Raw genomic sequence first — 24002 nt, 5'->3', positions numbered from 1 at the left:
ATGTTTCCCGCAAAATGGTGAATATCATCTTCGCTGTCCTTCGTGACAATACCCCCTATTCCCCAGCTATTTAGAAATCTTCTCTTGACAACCCTTTATAGCCGGTCTTATATAGTAGTATGTATAGGGACATATATAGTAGTATGTATAGGGACATAAGTCAAAGGCAAAGATTCTTCTGACCCATGGGACTCACCTCTTTCTACTGTAAATGGATGCTTCTACTACATGCATGTATTGGCATGGTTGAAATGTGACAAAGAAAACAGAAAAATTTGCAAATTTTAATTGCTATATAAACAGAGACAGGGTTGGGAGAAATCTTCTCCCAGCCCTGTCTGCTGTGGGGTGGCGTATTTACTTGGGGGCCTGTACTACCGATGTTTTCACGGTTCTGGTGTCATAATTAATGGAGGGTCCTGCACAGACGGTGACGACAGCATAGTAAGAGACAGTTGGAATGCCTTTGTATGTATAGCTATAGGAATATCGTGTGGCACTTTTTGAGGAGAGTAAGCCATTTGAGGCATTGCCCCAGATGGTGACTGCACGGTCTCCGCTGGTCCGGTAAATATCAATTTTTATTGCTCCAATTTTTGGGAGAGACCGGATTGCCTGAACGGTGAAATTGACAACGACCTCGCCGCTGCCATCGCCTTGTGAGATGATTGCTGTGTTTGAAAGTATATACTGACTGGCACGAGTTTGGGCGTGGGCATCAACAGGGCAGAGGAGTAAAATAGACAGAACTGTAGCTAAAATAAAAGAGATTTTCTTCATAGATGGCACCTGATATCCTTTCTGTGGGAGGCAACTGGATACAGCTTAAGAATTGGAGCTGATAGAAGGGATAGAATTGAAAAACTGCAAGACCATATCCTCGGAAAAATCGCCATATAAGGAGTATGTCACAGTTTCATCCTGGCATACCGCCGCCATAATATCCAGGTTATGAAATAGGTATACTGTTTTCCCGTTGATTTGGTATTGCTGAACAGGCCGATCGTCCTTTTCATAAACTTGAGTCGCAGGGGGCTGTGAATCGGTCTGGATGTTGATACAGAAATGAAGAATAGAACCATTGGAGTTGTTCAGAGGAATGTAAAAATAGGTCCATGTGGTGAGTTCATCCACCTCAATTTCCCCAACGGAGTAGCCATCCGGTATCCAGGTGGGCATATATGCTGCATCCAAACCTGCGGATTCATATTTTTCCTGATAGGGAACACAGGACTGAACTGCGGTATGGTCCTTCTGAGTTTCTAAATAGAAGGCATCGTCCGTCCACCGGGCCACAGCGCCAAACACATCCACGCCTCCAGCCTGAGCCATCATCAGGCATCCAAACAGGAAGGCGGCGGCCAGCGCTACCCGCAGGGTCATGCGCAGCACAGAGCCTCGCTGCCTGGGCTTTGAAGGTTCTTCTTCGGGCATGGCCTGGGACAGCATGGATTGAAACTGCCCGTAGGACTCCTCCACATCGGGGGCCTCCGGCATGGGGGTTTTGGCCTCCAGGGCGTCCAGATAGGCGTCCATCACCGCCTGGTCATAGGTGTCCTCGTTCATTTGGTCCAGAGCCTGCTCCATGGCCTGGGCCAGCTCTTCCGGGGAGAGCCGTTCCAACTCACTGCGGTTGGGAACGGGATGCAGACGCCGGATGCGTCCATCGTATTCAGCCATGAGCGCCTCCTTTCTCCGCCCTCACCCTATCCATGTATTGGGGAGACGGTTTTGTGACATCCATGGAAAAATCTTTTCTAGGTTCCACAGGACAGAAGTCCATAAGGACCCGGCATTTTTTTAATAGACGAGACAGGCGAGTCCGGCAGGCCTCCGGGGAAATGCCCAGCCGTCGGGCGATCTCCCGGTGGTCCAGTTCCAGCTCGAACTTCCAACTCAAGAACTGCTGTTCTTCCACAGAGAGACCGTCGGGGAGGGACTCCAGGAAGGGAATGTCCGGCCCTCGGGTGGGGAATCGGGACACATCTTCCAGGGGGATTTCTACCTGATGAGCCATGCGCCGCCGCTCGTTTTTTACCAGATTGTTCAGGGTCACCACCAGCCAGCCCCCGGGGTTGGGGTGTCGGCTCAGTTCCTCCTGCTGGGATATGGCCAAGAGGAAGGTCTTCTGTATCATGTCCTGGGCATCGTCTCGGCTGCCCGTCAGACGATAGGCCACCCGGTACAGGACGGGATATTCCCGGTGGTACAGCTGGGCCAAAAAGGATTCCATAGGTGCCACTCCATGTCTCCCTCCTTCCTCCATTTGGTGCTTTTCTCTATTTTAACATATTTGTTTATAAAAACAATAACTAGTACAAATTAATTGTAAGATGTGTACAAAATTAGCGGATACCTAGGACTGTAAAAGTCCTAGGTATCCGCTAATTTGTTCTAAATGTTCCATATCCCGGCGCAGCACCTTCCGGCTATCCATGCCGATGTACCCGCACACCAAAACCAGGGCCAGGGCTACCACGGCGCAGATGGCTGCGGCCCCATAAATCTGATGCGTTACGGCAACGTACAAGAGTGCGCCAAACAGGACCAGGGCCCACAGAAGCATCCCAAACACACGGCACATATGGATGAAAAATGCCTGATGGAGCACTTGGGGAACCGGCTCACAGGTGGACTCCTCCAGAGCCACCCCATCCCCCGTGATCTCCAGCTTGGGCGGATGCAGGGCTTTGTTCGACTTGGTGACTTGGACCGTGCAAGAGCCATCCTTAGTAGGGCGGAGCACAGCCCCCAGGCGGTAGGGCATCACGTCATCCCATTTGGTGTCGCCAAAATACAGAGCGGCCTGCAAGGGTGCGGTGATCACAACGCCCAGGGCGGCCAAGACCTTCCATTTGGTTGTTAAGGGCGGGTCTTGGACCAGGGTGAGGGTCTCACCTTCCGCCACGTCCACCTCCACCGGAGTGTCCGGGGACAAATCCATCTCTTTTCCGCGGTGCATGAAGTGTAGACCCAGTCCTTCGGGGAGAATTCCGTGTAAGCGTACATTCATAGATTATCTCCTCCTGTTTGTGTGCCTTTAAGGGTCCGGCGGTATTCCTCCAGCTGTGCCTGGGAGAAGGGGCAGTCCGGGTTTCCGTCATAGACCGAGAGAATCCAGCGCAGGACCTCCCGGTTTCCCGGGTCCAGCTCCAGGGCACGAATGAGGTGCCAGCGGATGAGGGAATCCGCCCCCAGAATATAGGGGTCCATAAAGGTCAGATAGTTGCAGATGGCCAGGTGCTTGTCCGGGCTCTCCTCCTGGGAGATGACGTACATGAGGAACGCGTACATGGTCAGGCTGTTGACCTTGGGAAAATCGTGGGACAGGTGGTCAAAGGAGAACTCATAGGACACCATGGACAGGTCCCGGTACACGCTGTCAAAATGCAGGTGCATGATCTCCTTTTGCAGGGGCTTCCGGTAGATATCAGGAATATCCCGGGGGCCGGTGTTTCTCTGGATGGAGACGGTGTACACATAGCAGGGGGCCCAGTCCTTATCGTCGTCGTCGCAGTCCAGCAGCGGGAGAATCTGCGCCACATCCTCGGTGCGGGGGCACAGGCCGTGCTCATTGAGAAATTCCTCCGCTTCGTTGGGCACTTCGCCATACAGCAGAGACTCCTCCAGATTGTGGGCCACGTCCACCCCCAGAAACTCCAGCCCATAGCCGTAAGCCCGCTCCAAGGGGGTGGAGTCGTACACGATGACCTCACAGGGGAAATGGAATTGCCGCAGCAGGGAGCAAAGCTCCATCATTTTGGCCAGCCCCTGTTGGGAAGGGGGATTCTGCCACTGGTCCAGGGATTGCGCGTACTGGTCCAGCAGCTGGGAAAACTCTTTCTTGGATTCGTTGGGGTAAAAATCGGCACCGTCCAGACACCGCCCAATGCCTCGATAACGGGTCTGAATGGGGACAACGTCATACAACATTCCGTGTCACCTTCCTTTATACATGTATTGAAAATGGGATTTTGTGACGATAACGTCAAAATAAAATGGATAACGACAAATTGCAGCGACAAAAAGCCCTCGGCAGAGTTTTCCCGCCCGAGGGCGGGAAAATCAATCAAAATCCGTTTTTTCCGGGGACATGCGCATCGGAAAAAACACTTCTCAGCCCGCCAGTGTGGAATCGGGTCGTCCTTTGACCCGATTATGCATGCAGCGGGCTGCAACTCTTCGAAAAAATGCTGGCATTTTTGAGAATCGTGTCGAACTGGTTCGACACGATAAACGCTCCTGGAATCGCTGGGATTCCAGGAGCGTTGCTGTGGGTGTTGTCTTATGGGGAAGTCCTGGCCTTCCTCAGGGCTTGGGGGTAGGAGCCTTCTGGGTGGGAGCCGGGGCGGCGGGATTGGGAGTCACGGAGTCAAACACCGTCTTGGCAGAGGCGCACAGGCCAGCCAGTCCCTGAATCTCGCTGGGAATGATGATCTTGGTGGCACGGCCGTCGGCGGCCTTCTGGAAGGCCTCCAGAGCCTTGAGCTGGAGCACTTCGGAGTTGGGAGCGGCCTCGTTCAACAGCTTCAAAGCGTCGGCGGTGGCCTGCTGCACCTTCAGAATGGCCTCGCTCTCCGCCTCGGCGGCCAGGATGCGGGCGGTCTTTTCGGCCTCGGCCTGCATGATCTTGGCCTGCTTGGCGGCGTCAGCTCGGAGAATGGCGGACTGCTTCTCGCCCTCAGCCACCAGAATCTGAGATTGCTTCTGGCCCTCGGCCTGGAGGATGGCTTCCCGGCGCTCGCGCTCGGCACGCATCTGCTTCTCCATGGACTCCTGAATGTCCCGGGGAGGCATGATGTTCTTCAGCTCCACACGGTTGACCTTGATGCCCCAGGGGTCGGTGGCCTCGTCCAGAATGGAGCGCATCTGGGTGTTGATGTGGTCACGGCTGGTGAGGGACTGGTCCAGCTCCAGGTCGCCAATGATGTTACGCAGGGTGGTGGCAGTGAGGTTCTCAATGGCGCTCAGGGGCTGCTCCACGCCGTAGGTATACAGCTTGGGGTCGGTGATCTGGAAATACAGGACGGTGTCGATCTGCATGGTGACGTTGTCCTTGGTGATAACGGGCTGGGGGGCGAAGTCCACAACCTGCTCTTTCAGGGAGACCATTTTGGCCACGCGCTCAATAAAGGGAATCTTGAAGTGGAGACCCACGCTCCACACGGCACGGAACGCGCCCAAACGCTCCACAACCATGGCCTTGGACTGGGGTACTACCTTGACGTTGGCGGCAATGATCAGCAGAATGATGATGATCACGGCCACCGGGATGATGAGAGAGATCAAATCCATATTACTTCCTCCTTACTCTTCTACGATAACTTTGACACCTTCTATGCGCAGCACCCGTACCATGGCCCCGGCGGGGATGGGGGTGTCGTGCTCACTGCGAGCGGTCCAGGTGACACCGCCGATGGTGACGGCGCCGGTGCCCTGGATGTTGTCAATGTCCTGGGTGACCCGGGCCTCTTGCCCAATGACCCGGTCGGCGTTGGTGGGCTCCACCCGGGTGTTCAGATATTTTTTTGCCAGGGGGCGCAGGGCCACCAGGCACACCAGGGAGAGCACAATGAAAATACCCAGTTGCAGCCAGATGTTGCCTCCGGCCAGGGCACACACCAGCGCACCCAGAGAACCGATGGCAAACCACACGGAAGTCAGGCCCACGGTGGCGGCTTCGGCGACCGCAAAGATGATCAGCAGCGCCAGCCAGACAATTTGATAAACAGTGTCCATACTGGTCACCTCCTTTGGGGGTAGTATAGCATAGCTACCCCAGCGATACCACTACAATTTGTAACCATTAGAGAAAATATCAAAAAATTATTATCCTTGTCATGGGGTGTCAAATTGGGTATAATAAAAAAGATTATGACCATTTGAAGACGACAGGGGAGACCCCCGGAGAGGATGGAATATGGACGGGAAACTGCAATTTGTCATTCCCACCCTGCTGGGGGTGGAGAGCCTGGTGAGCTATGAGGTGAAGAAGCTGGGCCTTGCCGACGTGCGGGCGGAAAACGGCCGGGTGCTGTGCACCGGCACCAAGAAGGACATTCCCCGGCTGAATCTGAACCTGCGCACGGGAGCGAGAGTGCTCATTCTCCTGGGGGAGTTTATGGCCCCCAACTTTGAGGCCCTCTTTGAGGGTACCTACGCCCTGCCCTGGGAGGAGTTCATCCCCCGGGAGGGCAAGTTCCCGGTGAAGGGCTATGCCATCAACTCCGCCCTCCACGCCGTGCCCACCTGCCAGGCCATGGTGAAAAAGGCCATTGCCAAGCGGCTGGGCAAGGTGTATGGGCTGGAGACCCTGCCGGAGACGGGGGTGCTGTATCAGGTCCAGTTTGCCATTTTCAAGGACCGGGCTTCCCTGATGTTGGACACCTCCGGCGAGGGCCTGTACAAGCGGGGCTATCGGGCCCAGGGCGTGGCCGCCCCCTTGAAGGAGACCCTAGCGGCGGCCATGGTGGCCCTGTCCCGCTATAAGGGAAAAGACCCCTTCTGCGACCCCTTCTGTGGCTCCGGCACCATCGCCATTGAGGCCGCCCTCATCGCCAAGAACCGGGCCCCTGGCCTGGGCCGCTCCTTCTCCTCCCAGAAGTGGACCCAGCTGCCCTCCGGGCTGTGGCTGGATGCCGCCGACGAGGCCATGGACGGAGAGTTCGATGGAAACTATGAAATCTGGGGCGGCGACATCGACCCCAAGGCGGTGGAGCTGGCCCGGCACAACGCCCAGCTGGCCGAGGTGGACGATGTGGTGTCCTTTGAAGTGGCGGACGCCACCCGGTTCCACTGGGGCGGCCTGGGGGGACGGGTGGTCACCAATCCCCCCTACGGGGAACGGCTGATGGAGAAGCGGGAGGCCGAGGAGCTGTACCGGGCCTTTGGCCGGGCCATGGACAAGTTCCCCGACGGCTGGCAGGTGTCCATTCTGTCCTCTCACACCGAGTTTGAGCGCACCTATGGGAAAAAGGCAGACAAGAAGCGGAAGCTGTACAACGGCATGCTCAAGTGCGACCTGTTCCAGTACGGTGTGAAGTGATGGAGAGAAAATGGAATGAAACATTTATTTATCGTCAACCCCGCAGCCGGAAAAGCGGGGAACGAAAATGAGCTGCTGGACCAGATTCAGGAGCTGGACCTGGACTGTGAAGTGGTGCATACCCAGCGCCAGGAGGAGGCCTGTGAGATCGCCCGGGCCGCCGCCCAGCGGGGGGAGCCCCTGCGCATCTACGCCTGCGGCGGGGACGGCACCTTAAACGAGGTCATCAACGGGGCGGCTGGCTTTGACCATGTGGCGGTGACCAACGTGCCCCTGGGCACCGGCAACGACTTTTTGAAAATCTTTGGCCCGGAGAACAAGGAGAAGTTTTCCCAGCTGGAGGAGCTCAGCCGAGGCCCTCAGGTGGCCCTTGACCTGATGGAGTGCAACGGCAAGCTGGGGGTAGATATCTTCTGTGCGGGAGTGGATGCCCGCATCGCCGCCGACGTGCACAAGTACCGCCGCCTGCCCCTGGTGCGGGGCATCGGGGCCTACATCCTCTCGCTGGTGGCCAATGTCTTATTTAAAGGTATCAGCCGCCAGACCCAGGTGGAGGCGGGAGAGTATGCCTACCAGGGTCAGACTGCCATTGTATGCGTGTGCAATGGCCGCTATTACGGCGGCGGCTTTATGCCCGTGGGGGACAACCTCCCCGACGACGGCAAGCTGGAGATGCTGGTGGTGCCCAAGGTCAGCCGCAGAACCTTCTTCCGCCTGGTGGGAGAGTACGCCAAGGGCCGCTATCGTCAGCACCCGGATTTGATCACGGCGGTGGAGGGCACCGAGTTTACCATCACCGCTCCCCAGCCCCTGGTGGCGGTGGTGGACGGAGAGGTACTGCGAGAGCAGCGCTACCACATCCGCCTATCCGACAAGAAGGTGAATTTCTTCTACCCCCAGGGCCTCAGTTATCAGCCCCGGATGGAAGAGGCGAATTAGCACTCTCCCTGTCACCTTGTGAACAAAAGATGAATTTTTTTCACTCAACCTCTATTTCTCAAAAATAGGGGTTGATTTTTTGGAGTGAAACGGTTATTATCTTATCTAGAGTTAGCACTCGGATAAAATGAGTGCTAACCTATGAAACCGTAAACCATTGGATTGATATAAGGAGGAACCAACTATGACTCTGAAACCTCTGGCAGATCGCGTGATCTTGAAGGCCATGGAGGCCCAGGAAACCACCAAGGGCGGCATCATTCTCACCGCCAGCGCCAAGGAGAAGCCCGAGATGGCCGAAGTTGTGGCCGTTGGCCCCGGCGGTGTGGTGGACGGCAAGGAAGTCGTCATGACCGTGAAGGTGGGCGACAAGGTGCTCACCAGCAAGTACTCCGGCACTGAGGTCAAAGTGGATGGCGAGGAGTATAATATTGTTCGTCAGAATGACATTCTGGCCATTGTCGAGGACTAAAAGCGAAGGTATTTTCAGCCGTCCACTTTGAGGGACCCGCCGAGAGGCGGGACGCCGCTTATGCGGCGCAGGTTGGCGGAATTGACTTCCGACAACCGCATATGAAATCACCCCAACGGGGTACCCCGCAAAACTGGTTTTGCGGGGCGGACGGCGAGGAGTATAACATTGTTCGTCAGAATGACATTCTGGCCATTGTCGAGGACTAATTGAGTTTTTCTTACGGAGGTAATTGAATTATGGCTAAGATTATTTGCTACGGCGAGGAAGCCCGTCACGCTCTGGAGCGTGGCGTCAACCAGCTGGCTGACACCGTGAAGATCACCATGGGTCCCAAGGGCCGCAACGTGGTGCTGGATAAGAAGTTTGGCACTCCCCTCATCACCAACGACGGTGTGAGCATTGCCAAGGAGATTGAGCTGGACGACCCCTTTGAGAACATGGGCGCTCAGATCGTCAAGGAAGTTTCCACCAAGACCAACGACGTGGCCGGCGACGGTACCACCACCGCCACCCTGCTGGCTCAGGCCATCATCCGTGAGGGCCTGAAGAACCTGGCCGCCGGTGCCAACCCCATGGTCATGAAGAAGGGCATTGCCAAGGCCACCACTGCCGCCATCGAGGAGATCAAGAAGAACTCCAAGCCCGTCTCCGGCACCTCTGACATCGCCCGTGTTGGCGCCATCTCTTCTGGCGACGACACCATCGGCGCTCTGATCGCCGAGGCTATGGAGAAGGTCTCCCACGACGGCGTCATCACCGTGGAGGAGTCCAAGACCGCCGAGACCTACTCTGAGGTTGTGGAGGGCATGCAGCTGGACCGTGGCTACATCACCCCCTACATGGTCACCGACACCGAGAAGATGGAGGCCGTTCTGGACGACCCCTATATCCTCATCACCGATAAGAAGATTTCCTCCATCCAGGAGCTGCTGCCCCTGCTGGAGCAGGTGGTGCAGAGCGGCAAGAAGCTGCTGATCATCGCTGAGGACGTGGAGGGCGACGCCCTGTCCACCCTGCTGGTCAACAAGCTGCGCGGCACCCTGAATGTGTGCTGCATCAAGGCCCCTGGCTTCGGCGATCGCCGCAAGGAGATGCTGGAGGATATCGCCATCCTCACCGGCGGCACTGTGGTGTCCACCGACATGGGCATGGACCTGAAGGAAGCCAACCTGACCATGCTGGGCACTGCCCGTCAGGTGAAGGTCTCCAAGGAGAACACCATCATCGTGGACGGCGCTGGCGCCACCGAGAACATCGCCGCCCGTGTGTCTCAGATTCGTCACATGATCGAGAACACCACCTCCGAGTACGACAAGGAGAAGCTCCAGGAGCGTCTGGCCAAGCTGGCTGGCGGCGTGGCCATCATCCGCGTGGGTGCTGCCACCGAGACCGAGATGAAGGAGAAGAAGCTGCGCATTGAGGACGCCCTCAACGCCACCCGTGCCGCCGTGGAGGAAGGCATTGTGGCTGGCGGCGGCACCGCCTACGTCAACGCCATCGGCGCCGTGGAGGCCCTGCTGGACACCGTGGAGGGTGACGAGAAGACCGGCGTGAAGATCATTGCCAAGGCTCTGGCTGAGCCCATGAAGCAGATTGCCACCAACGCTGGCATCGACGGCTCCGTGGTGCTGGAGAAGGTGAAGACCGCTGGCCAGGTGGGCTACGGCTTCGACGCCTACAAGGAGGAGTACTGCGACATGATCTCCTGCGGTATCGTGGACCCCACCAAGGTGACCCGTTCCGCTCTGGAGAACGCCGCCTCTGTGTCCGCCACCCTGCTGACCACCGAGGCCTTGGTGGCCGACAAGCCCGAGCCTCCCGCTCCCGCTGCTCCCGCTCCCGACATGGGCGGCATGTACTAAGAAGCAGCCCCAATATGGTTTCAAAAGGCCGGTGTCTTCGGACACCGGCCTTTTTGAACTTTAAAAGCAACCGTTATTAGCTGCATTTTGGATTCGCAGCCGAAAATGGTTGCTTTTCGTTTGAAGAGGAAGGGGGAGAACTAAGACACGGGGCGGATGAAGGACTTTTGCTTCTCCGATTTCTCGTGTGCGGACCAGCGCCCCCGCCGGGGACGCTCCGCTGGGCCCAATTTCTCCCCGATGAGAAATCGGGGAAAGAATCGCTTAGGGCGTTCCCCCCTAAGGACCTCCCTGGGGTACAGGGCTGGGCCTGCGTCAAGTCTAGGTTCGGCCCGTCACCCTTGCTGTGGCTCCTAGTACTGCCACCACACCAGGCCACCCTGGGCAGCTGGCCCTATGGCCGGGTGGTTTCCATGTCCGGCCCTACCCTGGCTAAGCGGCGTTCCCGCCGCCGGAAGCCAGGCCACCGACCGCTGGGAACAGCGGCATACCAGGATAAGGCCCTAGGGGTAGAAGTACCACCTACACAGGAGTAGGCACGACCCACAGAACGTCTACGCTATCTATGTGACCTCACCAGGCTAAGGGCCGCAAAAATGAGGACGCAGGGACTCCCAGTACCGCGGGGTGAATTCCACAAGGCGGGGGAAGGCCCCGCCTTTGGTGGTCTTTGGTTCCTTTCTGGCAGCAGAAAGGAACCCCCAGCGGGGAGCGTCCCCACCAGGCTGGCAAGCCTGAACCAAGGCGTTTGAGAAGGACAATCTCTCCGGCCCGGGGGCAGGGAAAGAGAAAAAGGAGGAAGCACCTGCTTCCCCCTTTATGCGTTAAAAATTAACCTCTGTCCCGCAGACCATCCATATAAGCCTCCACCCGCTCTTGTTGGCGGGGGTTCAACTGCCGATAGGCATACAGATGTGCCAGTTCCTCCGGGGACAAATCGCTCTGGGCCATCAGCCGCTTTTGCTCAGTGAGTCCGGCCAAGTAGTCCAGAGATACGCCGAAAAATTGAGCAATCGCCACGAGAGTTTCCAAGTCTGGAGTTCGATCTCCCACTTCGTAGGCACTGACGGTAGATTGAGACAGATTGAGGTTTAGAGCCAGCCCTGCTTGGCTGAGATGACGTTCCTCGCGCAGTTGTTTTAATCGCAGCACACGACCACCCGCCTAAGTGTAGATTTTGCTTCATTTGTATTGTATAACACGGTTTGTGTGTTGTAAATAACACGGAAACGGTTTTGGAAAAGTTGCCTTTCCTTTGCTAGAATGGAGAGGAAGGGAGCGAGAAGGATGGAACATCATTTTTACCAGGACGACATTCCATACAGCACCTTGCAGGAGGACAAAACAGGCTATCAGATTTTGCTGCTCCGGGAGCAGCAAAACCAGAGTTTCACCGCCATAGCCAGCCAATTGGGTGTTTCTCCCGCCCGTGTCCGGCAGCAGTACACCAAAATGAAGGTGCGACAGGTGCGCTTGTACCTTCGCCACATAGCCATTGCCCTGGGCCACGAGAACACCGCACAGGTGCGGAACGTGTTTTCCACAGCCATGGAATGCTATCAAAATTATCCCTATGCCTGTGGGTATCTGGACAAGACCTATGGGGAGATTTTGGAGGCGTATCGGGCGGGGGAGCCGGGGACACCCCAGGAGATGTTAGAGAAACTGCCGCCCTGTCCGGTGAAGCTGGGAGAAGAGGAGATTTCCCGCATGGTCACCATGCGGGAGGAGGAGAACGCCAGCTTTCGGGCCATCGGCAGGGCGTTCCACATCACACCGGAAAAGGCCCGGCATACCTATGAGATGGTGTATCACCGCAAGGTGTTGGAGTATGTGGAGGGACTGCAACAGCAGGTGAGAACCTGGGAGGAGCGTAGGGAACTCTGGCGGCGGTATTTTGGCGGGCATCAGTCGGCAAAAACACGGTATGAGAACATCATGAGGGTGAAATAAAGAAAGAGGTGTGAGCCAAGCTCACACCTCTTTTTGATGGTTTGGGGGAATTAGGCCTCGTTTTCAATGGCCATAATCTTACCTACACGGCGCGCATGGCGGCCGCCCTCAAACTCGGTATTGAGGAACACGTCTACAATGCGGTCTGCCATGTTGGGGCCAATGAGAGCGCCGCCCATGGCCAGCATGTTGGCGTCGTTGTGGCGGCGGGTCATCTCGGCAGAGTAGGGCTCGCTGCACAGAGCGCACCGGATGCCGTGGACCTTGTTGGCGGCGATGGAGATGCCAATGCCGGTGGTGCACATGACAATGCCCCGGTCACAGTCCCCGCTGGCCACCAGCTGGGCGGCAGCCTTGGCAAAATCGGCGTAGTCACAGCTGTCGGTGGAGTAGGTGCCGCAGTCCACCACCTGGTGGCCCTGTTCGGTCAGGTACTGCTTGAGGTGCTCTTTCATGGCGAAGGCGCCGTGGTCACTGCCAATGGAAATTTTCATGTTCAGGACTCCTTTTCCTTAAAGTTTGTGACAGACAGGGCGGCGGCCCTGGTAGGTGGTGACGTGGGAGAACCCGGCCTCCCGCAACAGCTCCAGGGCCTCGGGAATCCCCAGGGCCATGTGCTCGGGCTGGTGGGCGTCCGACCCCACGGTGACATACTCGCCCCCGCAGTCCTTGAACCAGCGCAGCAGAGGCAGCCACTCCTCCAGGGACATGCCCCGACAGGTGTTTACCTCCAGGGCGTGGCCGCTGGCGGCTACTTGGCGGAAGATCTCCTCCACCTGGTCCCGGAAGGGCTCCAGAGTCAGGTGCTGTCCGTCCCGGGCCATGTAGCGCAGAGGATAGTTGATGTGGGCCAGGGAGTCGTAGCAATCCGGGTGCTCCTTCACCAGCGCCCAGGTGTGGCTGAGGGCGTTTTCCACCGCCTGACGGCACAGGCCGGGGTCAGCGGTGAAGTTGGTGAAGTAGAAATCCTGGTTGTTCTGTGCCCCAATCCAGTTGTGGAGGGAGCCCAGCACAAAGTCCAGCTCATCCCCGGCCTGGGCCAGAATGGCCCGGGCAGCCTGGGGATTATAGGGGGCGGAGCCCAGCTCCAGCCCCAGGCGCACGGTGAGGGGAGCGTCCCCCCGGCCGTGGTACTGGTCCAGAGCCTCCTGCCAGGGGAAGGTGAGGGTGGGCTTGCCGTCCCCGTCCAGCAGGTCGCAGTGGTCGGTGATGCACAGCTCCTGGACCCCCGCCTGTACGGCGGCGGCCATCATGTCAGACAGGGCAGCGGTGCTGTCAAAGGAAATACGGGTGTGGGTATGGCAATCACAGAGATACACAGGGAATCAGCCTCGCAGAGTTTTCCCGCCCGCAGGCGGGAAAAGAATCGGAATCACGTTATTTTCACGGACATGTGCCGGGAAAATAACACTTCTCATGGCGGATGGGGTGACTTTTTCGTAAGAAATCGAGCCACATCCGCCATGCAAAACCTTCTCCAAAGAAGTCCTTGGACTTCTTTGGATTATAGAGGCCAGCTGGGGAACCAACGCAGGAACACCTCGCTGTACCACAGCGGGATATACAGTCCGGTGAGGGCGGGGTAGAAGATGGCGTACACCGCCACGGTGCACCCAGTGAAGCCGTAGACGGCCAGGGTGGCCCCCTTCTTGTGCCGGTCCAGCATGTCGTTCATCAGATAGGCGATGGCAAAGACCAGGAACAGAATGGTGGGGAAGTAGTGATAGGCAAACAGGGTGCGGCCAATGGGCAGCCAAGGCAGGAACTGAGAGAGAATGGCGATGAGGATGAACAGTCCCCGTCCACACTTGCGGCGGATGGTCTGGATGAGCACGGCGAAGAAGGCCAGCAGGCCTGCCCAGGACACCAGGGGATTGTTAAAGGAGGCAAACAGACTCTTGACCCCCTCGGTGTTGGCCAAATCCAGGTCCCGATAGTACAGAATGGGCCGGGCGTCAAAAATCCACTGATACCAGCTGGACTGGTAGGGGTGGGTGGAGTGGACGCCCTGGTGGTAGGAGAGCATGAACTCCTGGTTGCTCCACATCACATTCAGCAGGTTGTCCAGGGTGAGATTGCCCTGGGCAGTGGCGTAGGGGATGTAGGAGACGGTGTAGATCACCGAGGGCAGGAGCACAAAGAAGATGATGGACAGGGAGGTGGTGCTGAGCACGAAGCTGATGAAGTCGAAGCCCTGGGGGTCCAGCTTCCACTCCCGGTACCGGAACACCAGGCCCAGCAGCCACATCACCGCCAGACCGGCCCCGGCGTAGATCACCGTCCACTTGCAGGCGCAGCCGATGCCCCAGAACAGTCCGCACAGGAACAGGGGCACGGCGGTTTTCCGCAGGGAAGAGCCCACGGGGCAGCACAGCCAGCGGTACATAAAGTAGTAGGATACCAGGATGAAGAACACCCCGTAGGTGTCTATGGTGCCGATGCGCGTCTGTACCAGGTGCATGAAGTCAAAGGCGAAGAGACAGGTGCCGCAGAAGGCCACCGGGGTCTTGCCAAAGAAGTTTTTCAGGAACACATAGAGGATGGGCAGCATGAGCACCCCGAACAGGGTCCCCATAAACCGCCAGCCAAAGGGCACCATGCCGAAGAGGGCGATGCCAAGGGACATGATGAGCTTGCCCAGGGGCGGGTGGGAGACCTCATAGGGGTAGATGTTGTTCAGGTGCTCCAGGGCGGTGCGGGGGTGGTAGATTTCGTCGAAGTAGGAGGAGTTCATGTAGGTCTGCTTGGTGGTCCACTCCTCCGGCTCGTCGAACAGGGCCTCGGCCCCCACGTCCACATGGTCGGGGATGAGAGGCTCGCCGTCACTCCACAGGGCCAGCTCGGCCAGCCACACGCCTTCTGTCCGGTCAGCGGTGGTGGCGGTGATGCGGAAGGTGGTGGCCTCCAGGGTCACCGGGGGCACGTCCATGCCCTCGGGAATCTGGTTTAAGTCCACGGTCTCCCATTTAAATAAGGTGGCGTAGTTCTGGTCCAGGTCCACCCACTTCCAGTCCGAGCCGTTGTTGGTGTACTCCAGACGGTAGGTGCCGGTGCCCAGAGAGGTGTAGAAGGAGATCTCGTCCACCTTCACCGGCTGGGAGAAGGAGAAGGTGTAGGAGTCCCCCTGTTGGAACTTCACGTAGGACTCCGGGGCGGACATACTGCCCAGCTGGAAGAAGGCGGTGATGGCGTAAATCACCGTCACCAACACCAGGGGAATCCAGTCGCACCGCTCCATGGGGGTGTAGGGCAGGGTGAGACTCATGGACTTGCGCCGGGACTGGGCCTCGGACATGGCAATCCACTCCAGGGAGTTGGCCCGGGGCTTGAGGCAGTACCAGTAATACACGAAAAAGGCCACCACAATGGCCATCCCCAACAGTGCAAACACAAAGGCGGGGGAGAGATTGGTGAAGAACCAGCCAACCCCGGTGACCGCGCTGTCCCAACCCTGCTGTATTCGCTCAAACAGGTTGGGAGAGGCGGAGGACGTGGCGGTGGCAGCGGTGAAAAGCTCCATAGCGGTTGACCTCCTAGGTGAACATAGACATAGACATACATATTTTACTACGAATGGCCGCTGATGAAAAGACTCAAATGTGAAATTACCCCGCTCTTCCGGGAACGGTTAGCAATCGCCCGGGAATACTGCAAAAAACCCTGGGTGTTTTATCCCCCATTTCCATTCACATTTAATTTACAACTGAACTATTGACAATTCACGGGGGTGGTGGTACAGTATCTTTAGCACTCGGGGATAGTGAGTGCTAATACGAGAGAACAGGAGGATGCCGCTTGGACCTGACAGAACGAAAAAAGAAAATTTTACGGGCTGTGGTGGAAAGCTATATCCGCACCGCCGAGCCGGTGGGCTCCAAGGCGATTTTGGAGCTGGCGGATTTAAAGGTATCCTCCGCCACCATTCGAAATGAACTCTCCGACCTCACCGAGATGGGGTACCTGGAGCAGCCCCACACCTCCGCCGGACGGGTGCCGTCCCCCAAGGGATATCGGCTGTACGTCAACGAGCTGATGGAGGAACAGCGGCTGAGCCTGGAGGAGACGAAGCAGATCAACGACGCCCTGCACTTGAAGATGCAGGAGCTGGACAAGGTCATCGACCAGGCCGGGCGCATGGTGTCCCAGCTGACCAACTATCCCGCCTTTGCCTTGGCGGGGGAACGGCGGCGCACCACCATCCGACGCTATGACCTCATCATGGTGGACACCAACTCGTTCATCGTGGTGGTGATGACGGACAGCAACGTGGTGAAAAACAAGCTCATCCGCCTGCCCACCGACCTGTCCCAGCCCCAGCTGCAAATGCTCACCACCCTGCTCAACGCCTCCTTTGTGGGCAAGAGCCTGGAGGAGCTGACCCCCGAACTGATGCGGGTGGCAGAACACGCGGCTGGCAGTGCCTACGGCCTCATCTCCCTGGTGGTGTCCTTTGCCATGGAGGTGCTGGACGCCCTGGAGCACGGCCCGGTGTACACCGCCGGAGCCAGCCACATTTTAGACCACCCGGAGTACCGGGACGTGGACAAAGCCCAGAAGCTGATGAGCTACCTCAATGAGGAGCAGTCCCTGGCCAACGTGCTGGACCTGCCCGCCCTCAGTGAAGACAACACCAAAATCCTCATTGGGCCCGAGAACGTGGCCGATGAATTAAAGGATACCAGCGTGGTGCTGGCCAGCTACGACATCGGAGACGGCATGAAAGGCGTCATCGGTGTGGTGGGGCCCACCCGTATGGACTACGCCAAGGTGGCCGCCAAGCTGTCCTATGTGGCAGACGGCCTGTCCAAGCTCTTTGGAGGGCAGGGCGGACTTCCCCCAGCCATTGGCGAAAAGGAGGAATAGTACCCCATGGATGAGAAAAACGTGAACAAGGAAAACCTGGAGCCCCAGGTGGAGAAAGAGGAGCTGGTGGAAGAGCCGCAGCCCGACACCCAGCCCGAGGCCCCAAAGGCCGACCAGCCGGAGACCGGAGCGCCCAAGGCGGATGATCAGTTGGCCCAGGCCCAGGAGAAATACCTGCGCCTGGCCGCCGAGTACGACAACTACCGCAAGCGCACCGCCAAGGAGAAGGAGAGCGCCTGGACCAATGCCAAGGCCCAGACCGTGGCCGCCTTCCTTCCGGTGTACGACAACCTGGAGCGGGCTTTGAAGCAGCAGACCACCGACGAGGCCTACGCCAAGGGCGTGGAGATGACCATGAAGGGTCTTCAGGATGCCCTCAGTAGCCTGGGTGTGGAGCTGATTCCCGCTTTGGGCGAGACCTTCGACCCCAACCGCCACAATGCCGTGATGCACGTGGAGGACGACGCCGCCGGGGAAAATACGGTGGTGGAAGTGTTCCAGCAGGGCTTTACCTGCGGGGATAAGGTCATTCGGTTTGCCATGGTAAAAGTGGCCAACTGATTCATATATTACCCTTTGTAAAAACATATTTGCCATATATTTAGGAGGAATTATTATGTCTAAGATTATTGGTATCGACCTTGGTACGACTAACTCTTGTGTGTCCGTCATGGAGGGCGGCGAGGCCGTCGTCATCCCCAACGCCGAAGGCAACCGCACCACTCCTTCCGTGGTGGCCTTCTCCAAGGACGGCGAGCGCATGGTGGGCCAGGTGGCTAAGCGCCAGGCCATCACCAACCCCGACCGCACCGTGATCTCCATCAAGCGTGAGATGGGTTCCGACTACAAGGTGAACATTGACGGCAAGAAGTACACCCCCCAGGAGATCAGCGCCATGATCCTGCAAAAGCTGAAGGCGGACGCAGAGGCCTACCTGGGCCAGACCGTCACCGAGGCTGTCATCACCGTTCCCGCCTACTTCACCGACGCTCAGCGTCAGGCCACCAAGGACGCCGGTAAGATCGCCGGCCTGGAGGTCAAGCGTATCATCAACGAGCCCACCGCTGCCGCTCTGGCCTACGGTGTGGATAAGGAGAGTGACCAGAAGATCATGGTCTACGACCTGGGCGGCGGCACCTTCGACGTGTCCGTGCTGGAGGTGGGCGACGGCGTCATCGAGGTGCTGGCCACCGCCGGTAACAACCGTCTGGGCGGCGACGACTTCGATAAGTGCATCATGGACTGGATGGCCGCTGAGTTCAAGAAGGCCGAGGGCATCGACCTCACTGGCGACAAGGTCGCCATGCAGCGCCTGAAGGAGGCCGCCGAGAAGGCCAAGATCGAGCTGTCCGGCGTGACCTCTACCTCCATCAACCTGCCCTATATCACCGCTGACGCAACCGGCCCCAAGCACCTGGAGCTGACTCTGACTCGTGCCAAGTTCAATGAGCTGACCGCTCACCTGGTGGAGGCCACCACCGGCCCCGTGCGCCAGGCCATGAACGACGCCGGCCTGAAGTCCAGCGACCTGCACAAGGTGCTGCTGGTGGGCGGCTCCAGCCGTATCCCCGCTGTCCAGGAGGCCGTGAAGAAGATCACCGGCCTGGAGGGCTTCAAGGGCATCAACCCCGACGAGTGCGTGGCCATGGGCGCTGCCATCCAGGGCGGCGTGCTGGTGGGCGATGTCAAGGGCCTGCTGCTGCTGGACGTCACTCCTCTGTCCCTGGGCATTGAGACCATGGGCGGCGTGATGACCAAGCTCATCGAGCGCAACACCACCATCCCCGCCAAGAAGAGCCAGATCTTCACCACCGCCGCCGACAACCAGACCTCCGTGGAGGTCCACGTGCTCCAGGGCGAGCGTGAGATGGCTCAGTACAACAAGACTCTGGGCCGCTTCCACCTGGACGGCATCGCTCCCGCCCGCCGCGGTGTGCCTCAGATCGAGGTGACCTTCGACATCGACGCCAACGGCATCGTCAACGTCACCGCCAAGGATATGGGCACCGGCAAGGAGCAGAACATCACCATCACCTCCTCCACCAACATGTCCAAGGAGGACGTGGAGAAGGCCGTGCGGGAGGCCGAGCAGTTCGCTGCTGAGGACGCCCGCCGCAAGGAGGAAGTGGACACCCGCAACCAGGCCGACCAGATGGTCTACCAGACCGAGAAGACCCTGGAGGAGATGGGCGACAAGCTGGATGCTGGCGACAAGGCCAACATCGAGGGCGAGCTCAACCGTGTCAAGGAGGCCCTGAAGGGCACCGACACCCAGGCCATCAAGGACGCCACCGAGGCGTTGACCCGCGCCTTCTACGCCGTCAGCGAGAAGCTGTATAGCCAGGCTGGCGCTCAGCCCGGCCCCGACATGGGCGGCGCTGCTGGCGGTGCCACTGGCGCCACCAACAACGGCGGCGACGACAATGTGGTGGACGCCGACTACGAGGTCGTGGACGACAACAACAAGTAAGAACAAGACCGGGTTTCACAAGCGGGGTGTGCATGACCACCCCGCTTGTGGCAGGTTTATTTATCCTGCCCAGTGAGGTGACGACATACAATGGCAGAACAAAAACGTGACTATTATGAGGTCCTGGGCGTGTCCAAGACCGCCTCGGACGATGAATTGAAAAAGGCCTACCGCAAGCTGGCCAAGCAGTATCACCCTGACCTGAACCCGGGCAATGCAGAGGCAGAGCAGAAGTTCAAGGAGGTCAACGAGGCCTATGAGGTGTTGTCTGACAAGGACAAGCGGGCCAAGTACGACCAGTTCGGTCACGCCGGGGTAGACCCCAACTTCGGAGCCGGTGGCTTTGGAGGCGGCGGCTTCGGTGGGTTCGACATGGGCGACGTGGACCTGGGCGACATCTTCGGCTCCTTCTTCGGCGGCGGCTTTGGCGGGTTTGGCGGCGGTCAGCGCCAGGCCAACCCCAACGCCCCCAAGCGGGGCGCTTCTCTGCGTGTCAACATGACCATCACCTTCGAGGAGGCCATGCGGGGCGTTGAGAAGGAGATCAGCCTCAACCGCACCGAAAACTGCACCACCTGCCACGGCTCGGGCTGTGCCAGCGGCACCACCGCGGAGATCTGCCCCGACTGCCACGGCACCGGACAGGTGCGCATCCAGCGTGGGGCGGGCGGCTTCGCCTTCACCACCACCGCCCCCTGTTCCAAGTGCCGGGGCACCGGTAAAATCATCCACCAGCCCTGTCCCGACTGTCATGGAGACGGCCAGGTGCGCCGCCCCCGCAAGATCAAGGTGAAGATTCCCGCCGGCATCGACGATGGACAGTCCATCTCCATGCGGGGCCAGGGCAACGAGGGCCAAAACGGCGGACCCGCCGGAGACCTGCTGGTGAACATCTCGGTGATTCCCGATCCCCGCTTCCAGCGGGACGGGTACGATTTGTACCTGGAGCAGAAGGTGAGCTTCACCCAGGCCGCTCTGGGCGCCGAGCTGCAGATCGACACCATTGACGGCAAGGTCAAGTACAACTTGCCCGCCGGAACCCAGCCCGGCACCACCATCCGCCTGCGGGGCAAGGGTGTGCCCAATGTCCACGGACGGGGCCGGGGCGACCAGTACCTGCTCATCAAAGTACAGGTGCCCACCAACCTCACCAATGAGCAGCGGGACGCTCTGAAGGAGTACGCCCGCACCATGGGGGAAGGGTCCCCCGCTCCGGCCACTCCGGTGCGGGACTTCTTTGAGAAGAAGCGGAAGAAGAAATAAAGAATCAAAAAATGAAATGCGGAAGGTCTTCTGTAGGACCTTCCGCATTCTTTTTTGTCAAACCTTGCGGACTTCGGGTGCTAGGTGTAAAATGGAAAAAACACGGTGCAGACGAAGGGAGACTGAGCCATGGCAGCCATCACATTTACCCAAATTATGAACTGCTATCCTGACAATCCATTGGTTTATAAGCACATCAAACAGGATTGTAGCAAACTGATTCCCTTTGTGGGGGCGGGCTTGTCCGTGCTCTGCTATCCCTTATGGCCCAAGGCACTGAAAGAACTGGCGGAACAGGTGGCAGTGCCAGAGACAAAAACTCAAATTGTAGATATGATCGAGGGGAAAAATCCCCAACTGCTGGAGGCGGCGCAGGACCTGGAGGATTACTGGGGACAAAGAGGAATGGCAGACCATCTGCTGGAGCTGTTCTCCGCCGCTAAAATCCAGGAGCACAGGGAGAAGTTGCACCATCAGAGCGTCTGGTTGCTGCCCCTGCTGTTTCCGGGGAAACCTGCTGTGACCACCAACTTTGACCGGGTGCTGGAGACGGTGTACCACATGCAAGGGTGTCAGTTTGACACGAAGATTTTGCCCAACCGCCAGGAATTGCAAGACCAATTGCGCCAGGGAGAGCGCCACGGCCTGTTGAAGCTCCACGGGGACATCGGAAGTGAGACTCTGGAGTATTCCTCCATCATCTTTGGTAAGCGGCAGTATGAGGAGGCTTACCAGCCGGGAACTCCTATGGTAACCAATCTACAGGCGTGGTTCTCGGGAAAAATGTTGCTGTTTTTGGGGTGCAGCCTGAAAGCGGACGAGTATCTGAACCTGTTGCAGGAGGTGGTGCAGCTGCATCCCGGGGTGACCCACTACGCCATTTTGGAGTGCGAAGATGTGAGGGATGCCGCCGCACGGGCTAAGAAATTGAGGGACCAGTGGGGGATTCAGGCCCTGTTTTATCCCAAGGGACGGCACGAGGCGGTGCGGGTCATCCTGGAAAAGCTGTTGGAGGACCACAATCCCACCGCCTATCAGTCCCTGCCTACCCATGTGGGGGCACTGTCCAACCAGAGCCCCAGCAGCCGCTTCCACTATAAAAGCGGGGCGGTCTCTTTCCACGGCAGACGGGAGGAGCTGGAGCAGCTGCGGGCATTCTGCGGACAGGAGAATGTGGCCTTTCGCTGGTGGGCAGTGACCGGAGCGGGCGGCGCAGGGAAAAGCCGCCTGGTGTACGAGTTCGGGCAGGAGATGAAGGGTTCTGGCTGGAATGTGCTTTGGGTCAATTCCAGTCATATGGACCAGTTGGAGAGCCTGTCCATTCTCACCAAAACCCTAGCGGTGGTGGACTATGCCCAGGCCTATCTGCGTCCGCTGGGCCATTGGATGGAACAACTGGCCCAACGGCCCCGCCTGGTCCCGGTGCGGCTGCTCCTGTTGGAGCGGGACGGTGAAACTCTGGATAGTAGCTCTTGGGGGAGTGGTTTAAGAGCCGAAGTTGGTCGAGCCACCCTTGTCCGCCGATCCTGTTGGAGGGAGCCGTTTTTACAGCTTTTCCCCTTGCAGGAGGAGGAGCTTCTCCGCATCATGACAGACTTTGCGGCCACGGTGGGCAAGAGCTTGCCAGAAGCCAAAGCCCAGCAGCTTCTGGAGACCTTGAAAACCACGGACCCAGGGCTGCGCCGCCCCTTGTACGCCATGTTCCTCACCGATGCATGGGCCAACGGAGAAGAACCGGAGCAGTGGGGACAAGAGGCGGTGTTGGACGACGTATTGAAACGGGAGAATGAGTACTTTGAGGAGAAACTAGGACCGAAACTATACGACTTGTCCGAAGTATTTTGTCACTTGCGTCTGGTGGCCACCATTTGGGATGGGATTACACCGGAGCAAGTGGCCCAGGAATATCCCCGGCTGTGGAGTGAGTTTCAAGACCAATCGAACACATCCAACTGTGCAAAAATGGAGAATAAATTGCTTCGACAGGTTGGATTACTCCAAGGGACAGAACTGGTTGGCCTAAAACCGGACCTGTTGGGTGAATATTTTGTGCTCCAACATCTCAATGAGCCGGAAGTGTTGCAATTGCTTTTCCCAGATGGGTGGCAGGCCAAGGTGGAGGTTGTGACGTTCCTATTCCGTATGTATTTGGATTATCATGATGCACTGGAAAATATGGAGATATTTTGGAACTATATGCTTTGTTCGCCCGTGGATACGGTGATGGGATATGGGATGATGTGGGTGAATGTGGCAGGGCTTTCAAAGCGATATGTCATATACGCCGTGGATATTCTAAAGGCCTTGTGGGAAGCGGGCGGGCAGCAGGAAATGGATGCAAAGTGGTACGCCATGGGACTATATAACCTGTCCAATGAACAAAAATTAGAGGGAGCAAAAGTTACTGTAGAGCGGATAAAGGACCTACAGGAACGGTATTCCGGGAATGAGGAGATTGCCTTAGAGTATGCCAAGGGGCTATTCAACCTGTCCTGTGATCAAGATGTAGCGGAAGCGGAAGCCAGCGTAGAGCGGTTAAGGGAAGTACAGGAACGGTATTATGGGAATGAGGAAATTGCTCTCCGGTATGCCCGGGGGCTGTTCAATCTAACCAATAAGCAGGAATTGGAGGGAAGAGAAGTCACTGTAGAGCGGTTAAGGGAACTACAGGAACGGTATTTTGGGAATGAGGAAATTGCCCTTGTATATGCCCAGGGGCTATTCAACCTGTCCTGTGATCAAGATGTAGCGGAAGCGGAAGCCAGCGTAGAGCGGTTAAGGGAACTACAGGAACGGTATTCTGGGAATGAAGAGATTGCCGTTGCATATGCCCAGGGGCTATTCAACCTGTCCTGTGATCAGAAGGTAGAGGAAGCGGAAGCCACTGTAGGGCGATTAAAGGGGCTGCATGAGTGGTATTCTGGGAGTGAAGAGATTGCCTTGGAGTATTCCAGGGGGCTGTTCAACCTGTCCAATAAGCAGGAATTGGAAGAAAGGAAAGCCAGCGTAGAGCGGCTAAGGGCACTACAGGAACGGTATTGTGGGAATGAGGAGATTGTCCTCTGGTATGCCAAGGGGCTGTTCAACCTGTCCTGTGATCAGAAGGTAGAGGAAGCGCAAGTCACTGTAGAG

Annotated in this window: 21 protein-coding genes; 10 read left to right on the top strand and 11 right to left on the bottom strand. The window is 57.7% G+C overall.

What is annotated here, in order from left to right:
- Positions 1-357 precede the first annotated feature (357 nt).
- The 7 genes from B5F22_RS12110 to B5F22_RS10490 all read right to left on the bottom strand — a co-directional run bounded on the left by B5F22_RS12110 (position 358) and on the right by B5F22_RS10490 (position 5739).
- A complete protein-coding gene (locus tag B5F22_RS12110; RefSeq protein ID WP_143482244.1) occupies positions 358-780 on the bottom strand; it encodes a hypothetical protein in 423 nt (140 codons plus the stop codon).
- 45 nt (positions 781-825) lie between these two features.
- Entirely contained in the window at positions 826-1680 is an 855-nt protein-coding gene (locus tag B5F22_RS10515; RefSeq protein ID WP_087392520.1) for a DUF4367 domain-containing protein, read from the bottom strand.
- A complete protein-coding gene (locus tag B5F22_RS10510; protein WP_158096689.1) occupies positions 1673-2233 on the bottom strand; it encodes a sigma-70 family RNA polymerase sigma factor in 561 nt (186 codons plus the stop codon). Before B5F22_RS10510 ends, B5F22_RS10515 begins: the two co-directional genes overlap by 8 nt.
- Positions 2234-2356: 123 nt before the next feature.
- The gene (locus B5F22_RS10505; RefSeq protein WP_087392518.1) at positions 2357-3013 is read right to left on the bottom strand and encodes a hypothetical protein; all 657 of its coding nucleotides are present in this window, start codon (positions 3011-3013) and stop codon (positions 2357-2359) included.
- On the bottom strand, positions 3010-3933 hold the full coding sequence (locus B5F22_RS10500; RefSeq protein WP_087392517.1) for a hypothetical protein: 924 nt from the start codon (positions 3931-3933) through the stop codon (positions 3010-3012). The genes B5F22_RS10505 and B5F22_RS10500 overlap by 4 nt, the downstream gene beginning before the upstream one ends.
- A gap of 375 nt (positions 3934-4308) precedes the next feature.
- Positions 4309-5295, bottom strand: a complete 987-nt coding sequence (locus B5F22_RS10495; protein ID WP_087232028.1) for an SPFH domain-containing protein — start codon at positions 5293-5295, stop codon at positions 4309-4311.
- A 12-nt stretch (positions 5296-5307) separates the two neighbouring features.
- Positions 5308-5739 (bottom strand): NfeD family protein, encoded by a 432-nt coding sequence (locus B5F22_RS10490; RefSeq protein WP_087232025.1) that lies wholly within the window; start codon positions 5737-5739, stop codon positions 5308-5310.
- A gap of 181 nt (positions 5740-5920) precedes the next feature.
- Between B5F22_RS10490 and B5F22_RS10485 the strand changes: the two genes are divergently transcribed.
- The 4 genes from B5F22_RS10485 (at position 5921) to groL (ending at position 10321) form a co-directional block, all read left to right on the top strand.
- The gene (locus tag B5F22_RS10485; protein WP_087392516.1) at positions 5921-7045 is read left to right on the top strand and encodes a class I SAM-dependent RNA methyltransferase; all 1125 of its coding nucleotides are present in this window, start codon (positions 5921-5923) and stop codon (positions 7043-7045) included.
- Positions 7046-7060: 15 nt separating this feature from the next.
- Complete coding sequence (locus B5F22_RS10480; RefSeq protein ID WP_087392515.1) at positions 7061-7984, top strand: diacylglycerol kinase family protein; 924 nt, start codon at positions 7061-7063, stop codon at positions 7982-7984.
- A gap of 184 nt (positions 7985-8168) precedes the next feature.
- Complete coding sequence (locus B5F22_RS10475; RefSeq protein ID WP_087232017.1) at positions 8169-8456, top strand: co-chaperone GroES; 288 nt, start codon at positions 8169-8171, stop codon at positions 8454-8456.
- Between the two features lie 239 nt (positions 8457-8695).
- Positions 8696-10321: a chaperonin GroEL gene (gene groL / locus B5F22_RS10470; protein WP_087369435.1), complete on the top strand. Its 1626-nt coding sequence runs from the start codon at positions 8696-8698 to the stop codon at positions 10319-10321.
- A gap of 831 nt (positions 10322-11152) precedes the next feature.
- On the opposite strand, the gene B5F22_RS10465 is transcribed toward groL, so the two are convergent.
- Entirely contained in the window at positions 11153-11473 is a 321-nt protein-coding gene (locus B5F22_RS10465; RefSeq protein WP_087392514.1) for a helix-turn-helix transcriptional regulator, read from the bottom strand.
- A gap of 135 nt (positions 11474-11608) precedes the next feature.
- Here B5F22_RS10465 and B5F22_RS10460 point away from each other — a divergent pair, with 135 nt between their 5' ends.
- Complete coding sequence (locus B5F22_RS10460) at positions 11609-12274, top strand: AsnC family protein (protein ID WP_087369437.1); 666 nt, start codon at positions 11609-11611, stop codon at positions 12272-12274.
- A 50-nt stretch (positions 12275-12324) separates the two neighbouring features.
- On the opposite strand, the gene rpiB is transcribed toward B5F22_RS10460, so the two are convergent.
- The 3 genes from rpiB to B5F22_RS10445 form a co-directional block, all read right to left on the bottom strand.
- Positions 12325-12768, bottom strand: a complete 444-nt coding sequence (gene rpiB, locus B5F22_RS10455; protein WP_087392513.1) for a ribose 5-phosphate isomerase B — start codon at positions 12766-12768, stop codon at positions 12325-12327.
- A gap of 18 nt (positions 12769-12786) precedes the next feature.
- The gene (locus tag B5F22_RS10450; protein ID WP_087392512.1) at positions 12787-13593 is read right to left on the bottom strand and encodes a PHP domain-containing protein; all 807 of its coding nucleotides are present in this window, start codon (positions 13591-13593) and stop codon (positions 12787-12789) included.
- 185 nt (positions 13594-13778) lie between these two features.
- Complete coding sequence (locus B5F22_RS10445; protein ID WP_087392511.1) at positions 13779-15794, bottom strand: glycosyltransferase family 39 protein; 2016 nt, start codon at positions 15792-15794, stop codon at positions 13779-13781.
- Positions 15795-16069: 275 nt separating this feature from the next.
- Here B5F22_RS10445 and hrcA point away from each other — a divergent pair, with 275 nt between their 5' ends.
- From hrcA to B5F22_RS10420, 5 genes are all read left to right on the top strand, one after another.
- Positions 16070-17137 carry a heat-inducible transcriptional repressor HrcA gene (gene hrcA / locus B5F22_RS10440; RefSeq protein WP_087234342.1) on the top strand — a complete coding sequence of 356 codons (1068 nt, stop codon included), beginning with the start codon at positions 16070-16072 and terminating at the stop codon, positions 17135-17137.
- A gap of 6 nt (positions 17138-17143) precedes the next feature.
- A complete protein-coding gene (grpE, locus tag B5F22_RS10435) occupies positions 17144-17698 on the top strand; it encodes a nucleotide exchange factor GrpE (RefSeq protein ID WP_087392510.1) in 555 nt (184 codons plus the stop codon).
- Between the two features lie 55 nt (positions 17699-17753).
- Positions 17754-19607, top strand: coding sequence for a molecular chaperone DnaK (gene dnaK / locus B5F22_RS10430; protein ID WP_087392509.1), 1854 nt, complete (start codon positions 17754-17756; stop codon positions 19605-19607).
- Positions 19608-19697: 90 nt separating this feature from the next.
- Complete coding sequence (gene dnaJ, locus B5F22_RS10425) at positions 19698-20870, top strand: molecular chaperone DnaJ (protein WP_087369444.1); 1173 nt, start codon at positions 19698-19700, stop codon at positions 20868-20870.
- Between the two features lie 129 nt (positions 20871-20999).
- The coding region (locus tag B5F22_RS10420) for an SIR2 family protein (protein WP_204210584.1) at positions 21000-24002 on the top strand (3003 nt) is incomplete at its 3' end.

Source organism: Pseudoflavonifractor sp. An187 (assembly GCF_002160275.1).
In the GTDB taxonomy this organism is placed as follows: Bacteria; Bacillota; Clostridia; order Oscillospirales; family Oscillospiraceae; genus Enterenecus; species Enterenecus faecium.
Note: the sequence above shows the minus strand (reverse complement) of the source record. Positions and strands in the feature narration are given on the sequence as shown.

Bases quoted from the DNA above. Each gene is read 5' to 3' on its own strand.
- B5F22_RS12110 (WP_143482244.1), bottom strand. From the start codon at position 780: ATGAAGAAAATCTCTTTTATTTTAGCTACAGTTCTGTCTATTTTACTC.
- B5F22_RS10515 (WP_087392520.1), bottom strand. From the start codon at position 1,680: ATGGCTGAATACGATGGACGCATCCGGCGTCTGCATCCCGTTCCCAAC.
- B5F22_RS10510 (WP_158096689.1), bottom strand. From the start codon at position 2,233: ATGGAATCCTTTTTGGCCCAGCTGTACCACCGGGAATATCCCGTCCTG.
- B5F22_RS10505 (WP_087392518.1), bottom strand. From the start codon at position 3,013: ATGAATGTACGCTTACACGGAATTCTCCCCGAAGGACTGGGTCTACAC.
- B5F22_RS10500 (WP_087392517.1), bottom strand. From the start codon at position 3,933: ATGTTGTATGACGTTGTCCCCATTCAGACCCGTTATCGAGGCATTGGG.
- B5F22_RS10495 (WP_087232028.1), bottom strand. From the start codon at position 5,295: ATGGATTTGATCTCTCTCATCATCCCGGTGGCCGTGATCATCATCATT.
- B5F22_RS10490 (WP_087232025.1), bottom strand. From the start codon at position 5,739: ATGGACACTGTTTATCAAATTGTCTGGCTGGCGCTGCTGATCATCTTT.
- B5F22_RS10485 (WP_087392516.1), top strand. From the start codon at position 5,921: ATGGACGGGAAACTGCAATTTGTCATTCCCACCCTGCTGGGGGTGGAG.
- B5F22_RS10480 (WP_087392515.1), top strand. From the start codon at position 7,061: ATGAAACATTTATTTATCGTCAACCCCGCAGCCGGAAAAGCGGGGAAC.
- B5F22_RS10475 (WP_087232017.1), top strand. From the start codon at position 8,169: ATGACTCTGAAACCTCTGGCAGATCGCGTGATCTTGAAGGCCATGGAG.
- groL (WP_087369435.1), top strand. From the start codon at position 8,696: ATGGCTAAGATTATTTGCTACGGCGAGGAAGCCCGTCACGCTCTGGAG.
- B5F22_RS10460 (WP_087369437.1), top strand. From the start codon at position 11,609: ATGGAACATCATTTTTACCAGGACGACATTCCATACAGCACCTTGCAG.
- rpiB (WP_087392513.1), bottom strand. From the start codon at position 12,768: ATGAAAATTTCCATTGGCAGTGACCACGGCGCCTTCGCCATGAAAGAG.
- B5F22_RS10445 (WP_087392511.1), bottom strand. From the start codon at position 15,794: ATGGAGCTTTTCACCGCTGCCACCGCCACGTCCTCCGCCTCTCCCAAC.
- grpE (WP_087392510.1), top strand. From the start codon at position 17,144: ATGGATGAGAAAAACGTGAACAAGGAAAACCTGGAGCCCCAGGTGGAG.
- dnaK (WP_087392509.1), top strand. From the start codon at position 17,754: ATGTCTAAGATTATTGGTATCGACCTTGGTACGACTAACTCTTGTGTG.
- dnaJ (WP_087369444.1), top strand. From the start codon at position 19,698: ATGGCAGAACAAAAACGTGACTATTATGAGGTCCTGGGCGTGTCCAAG.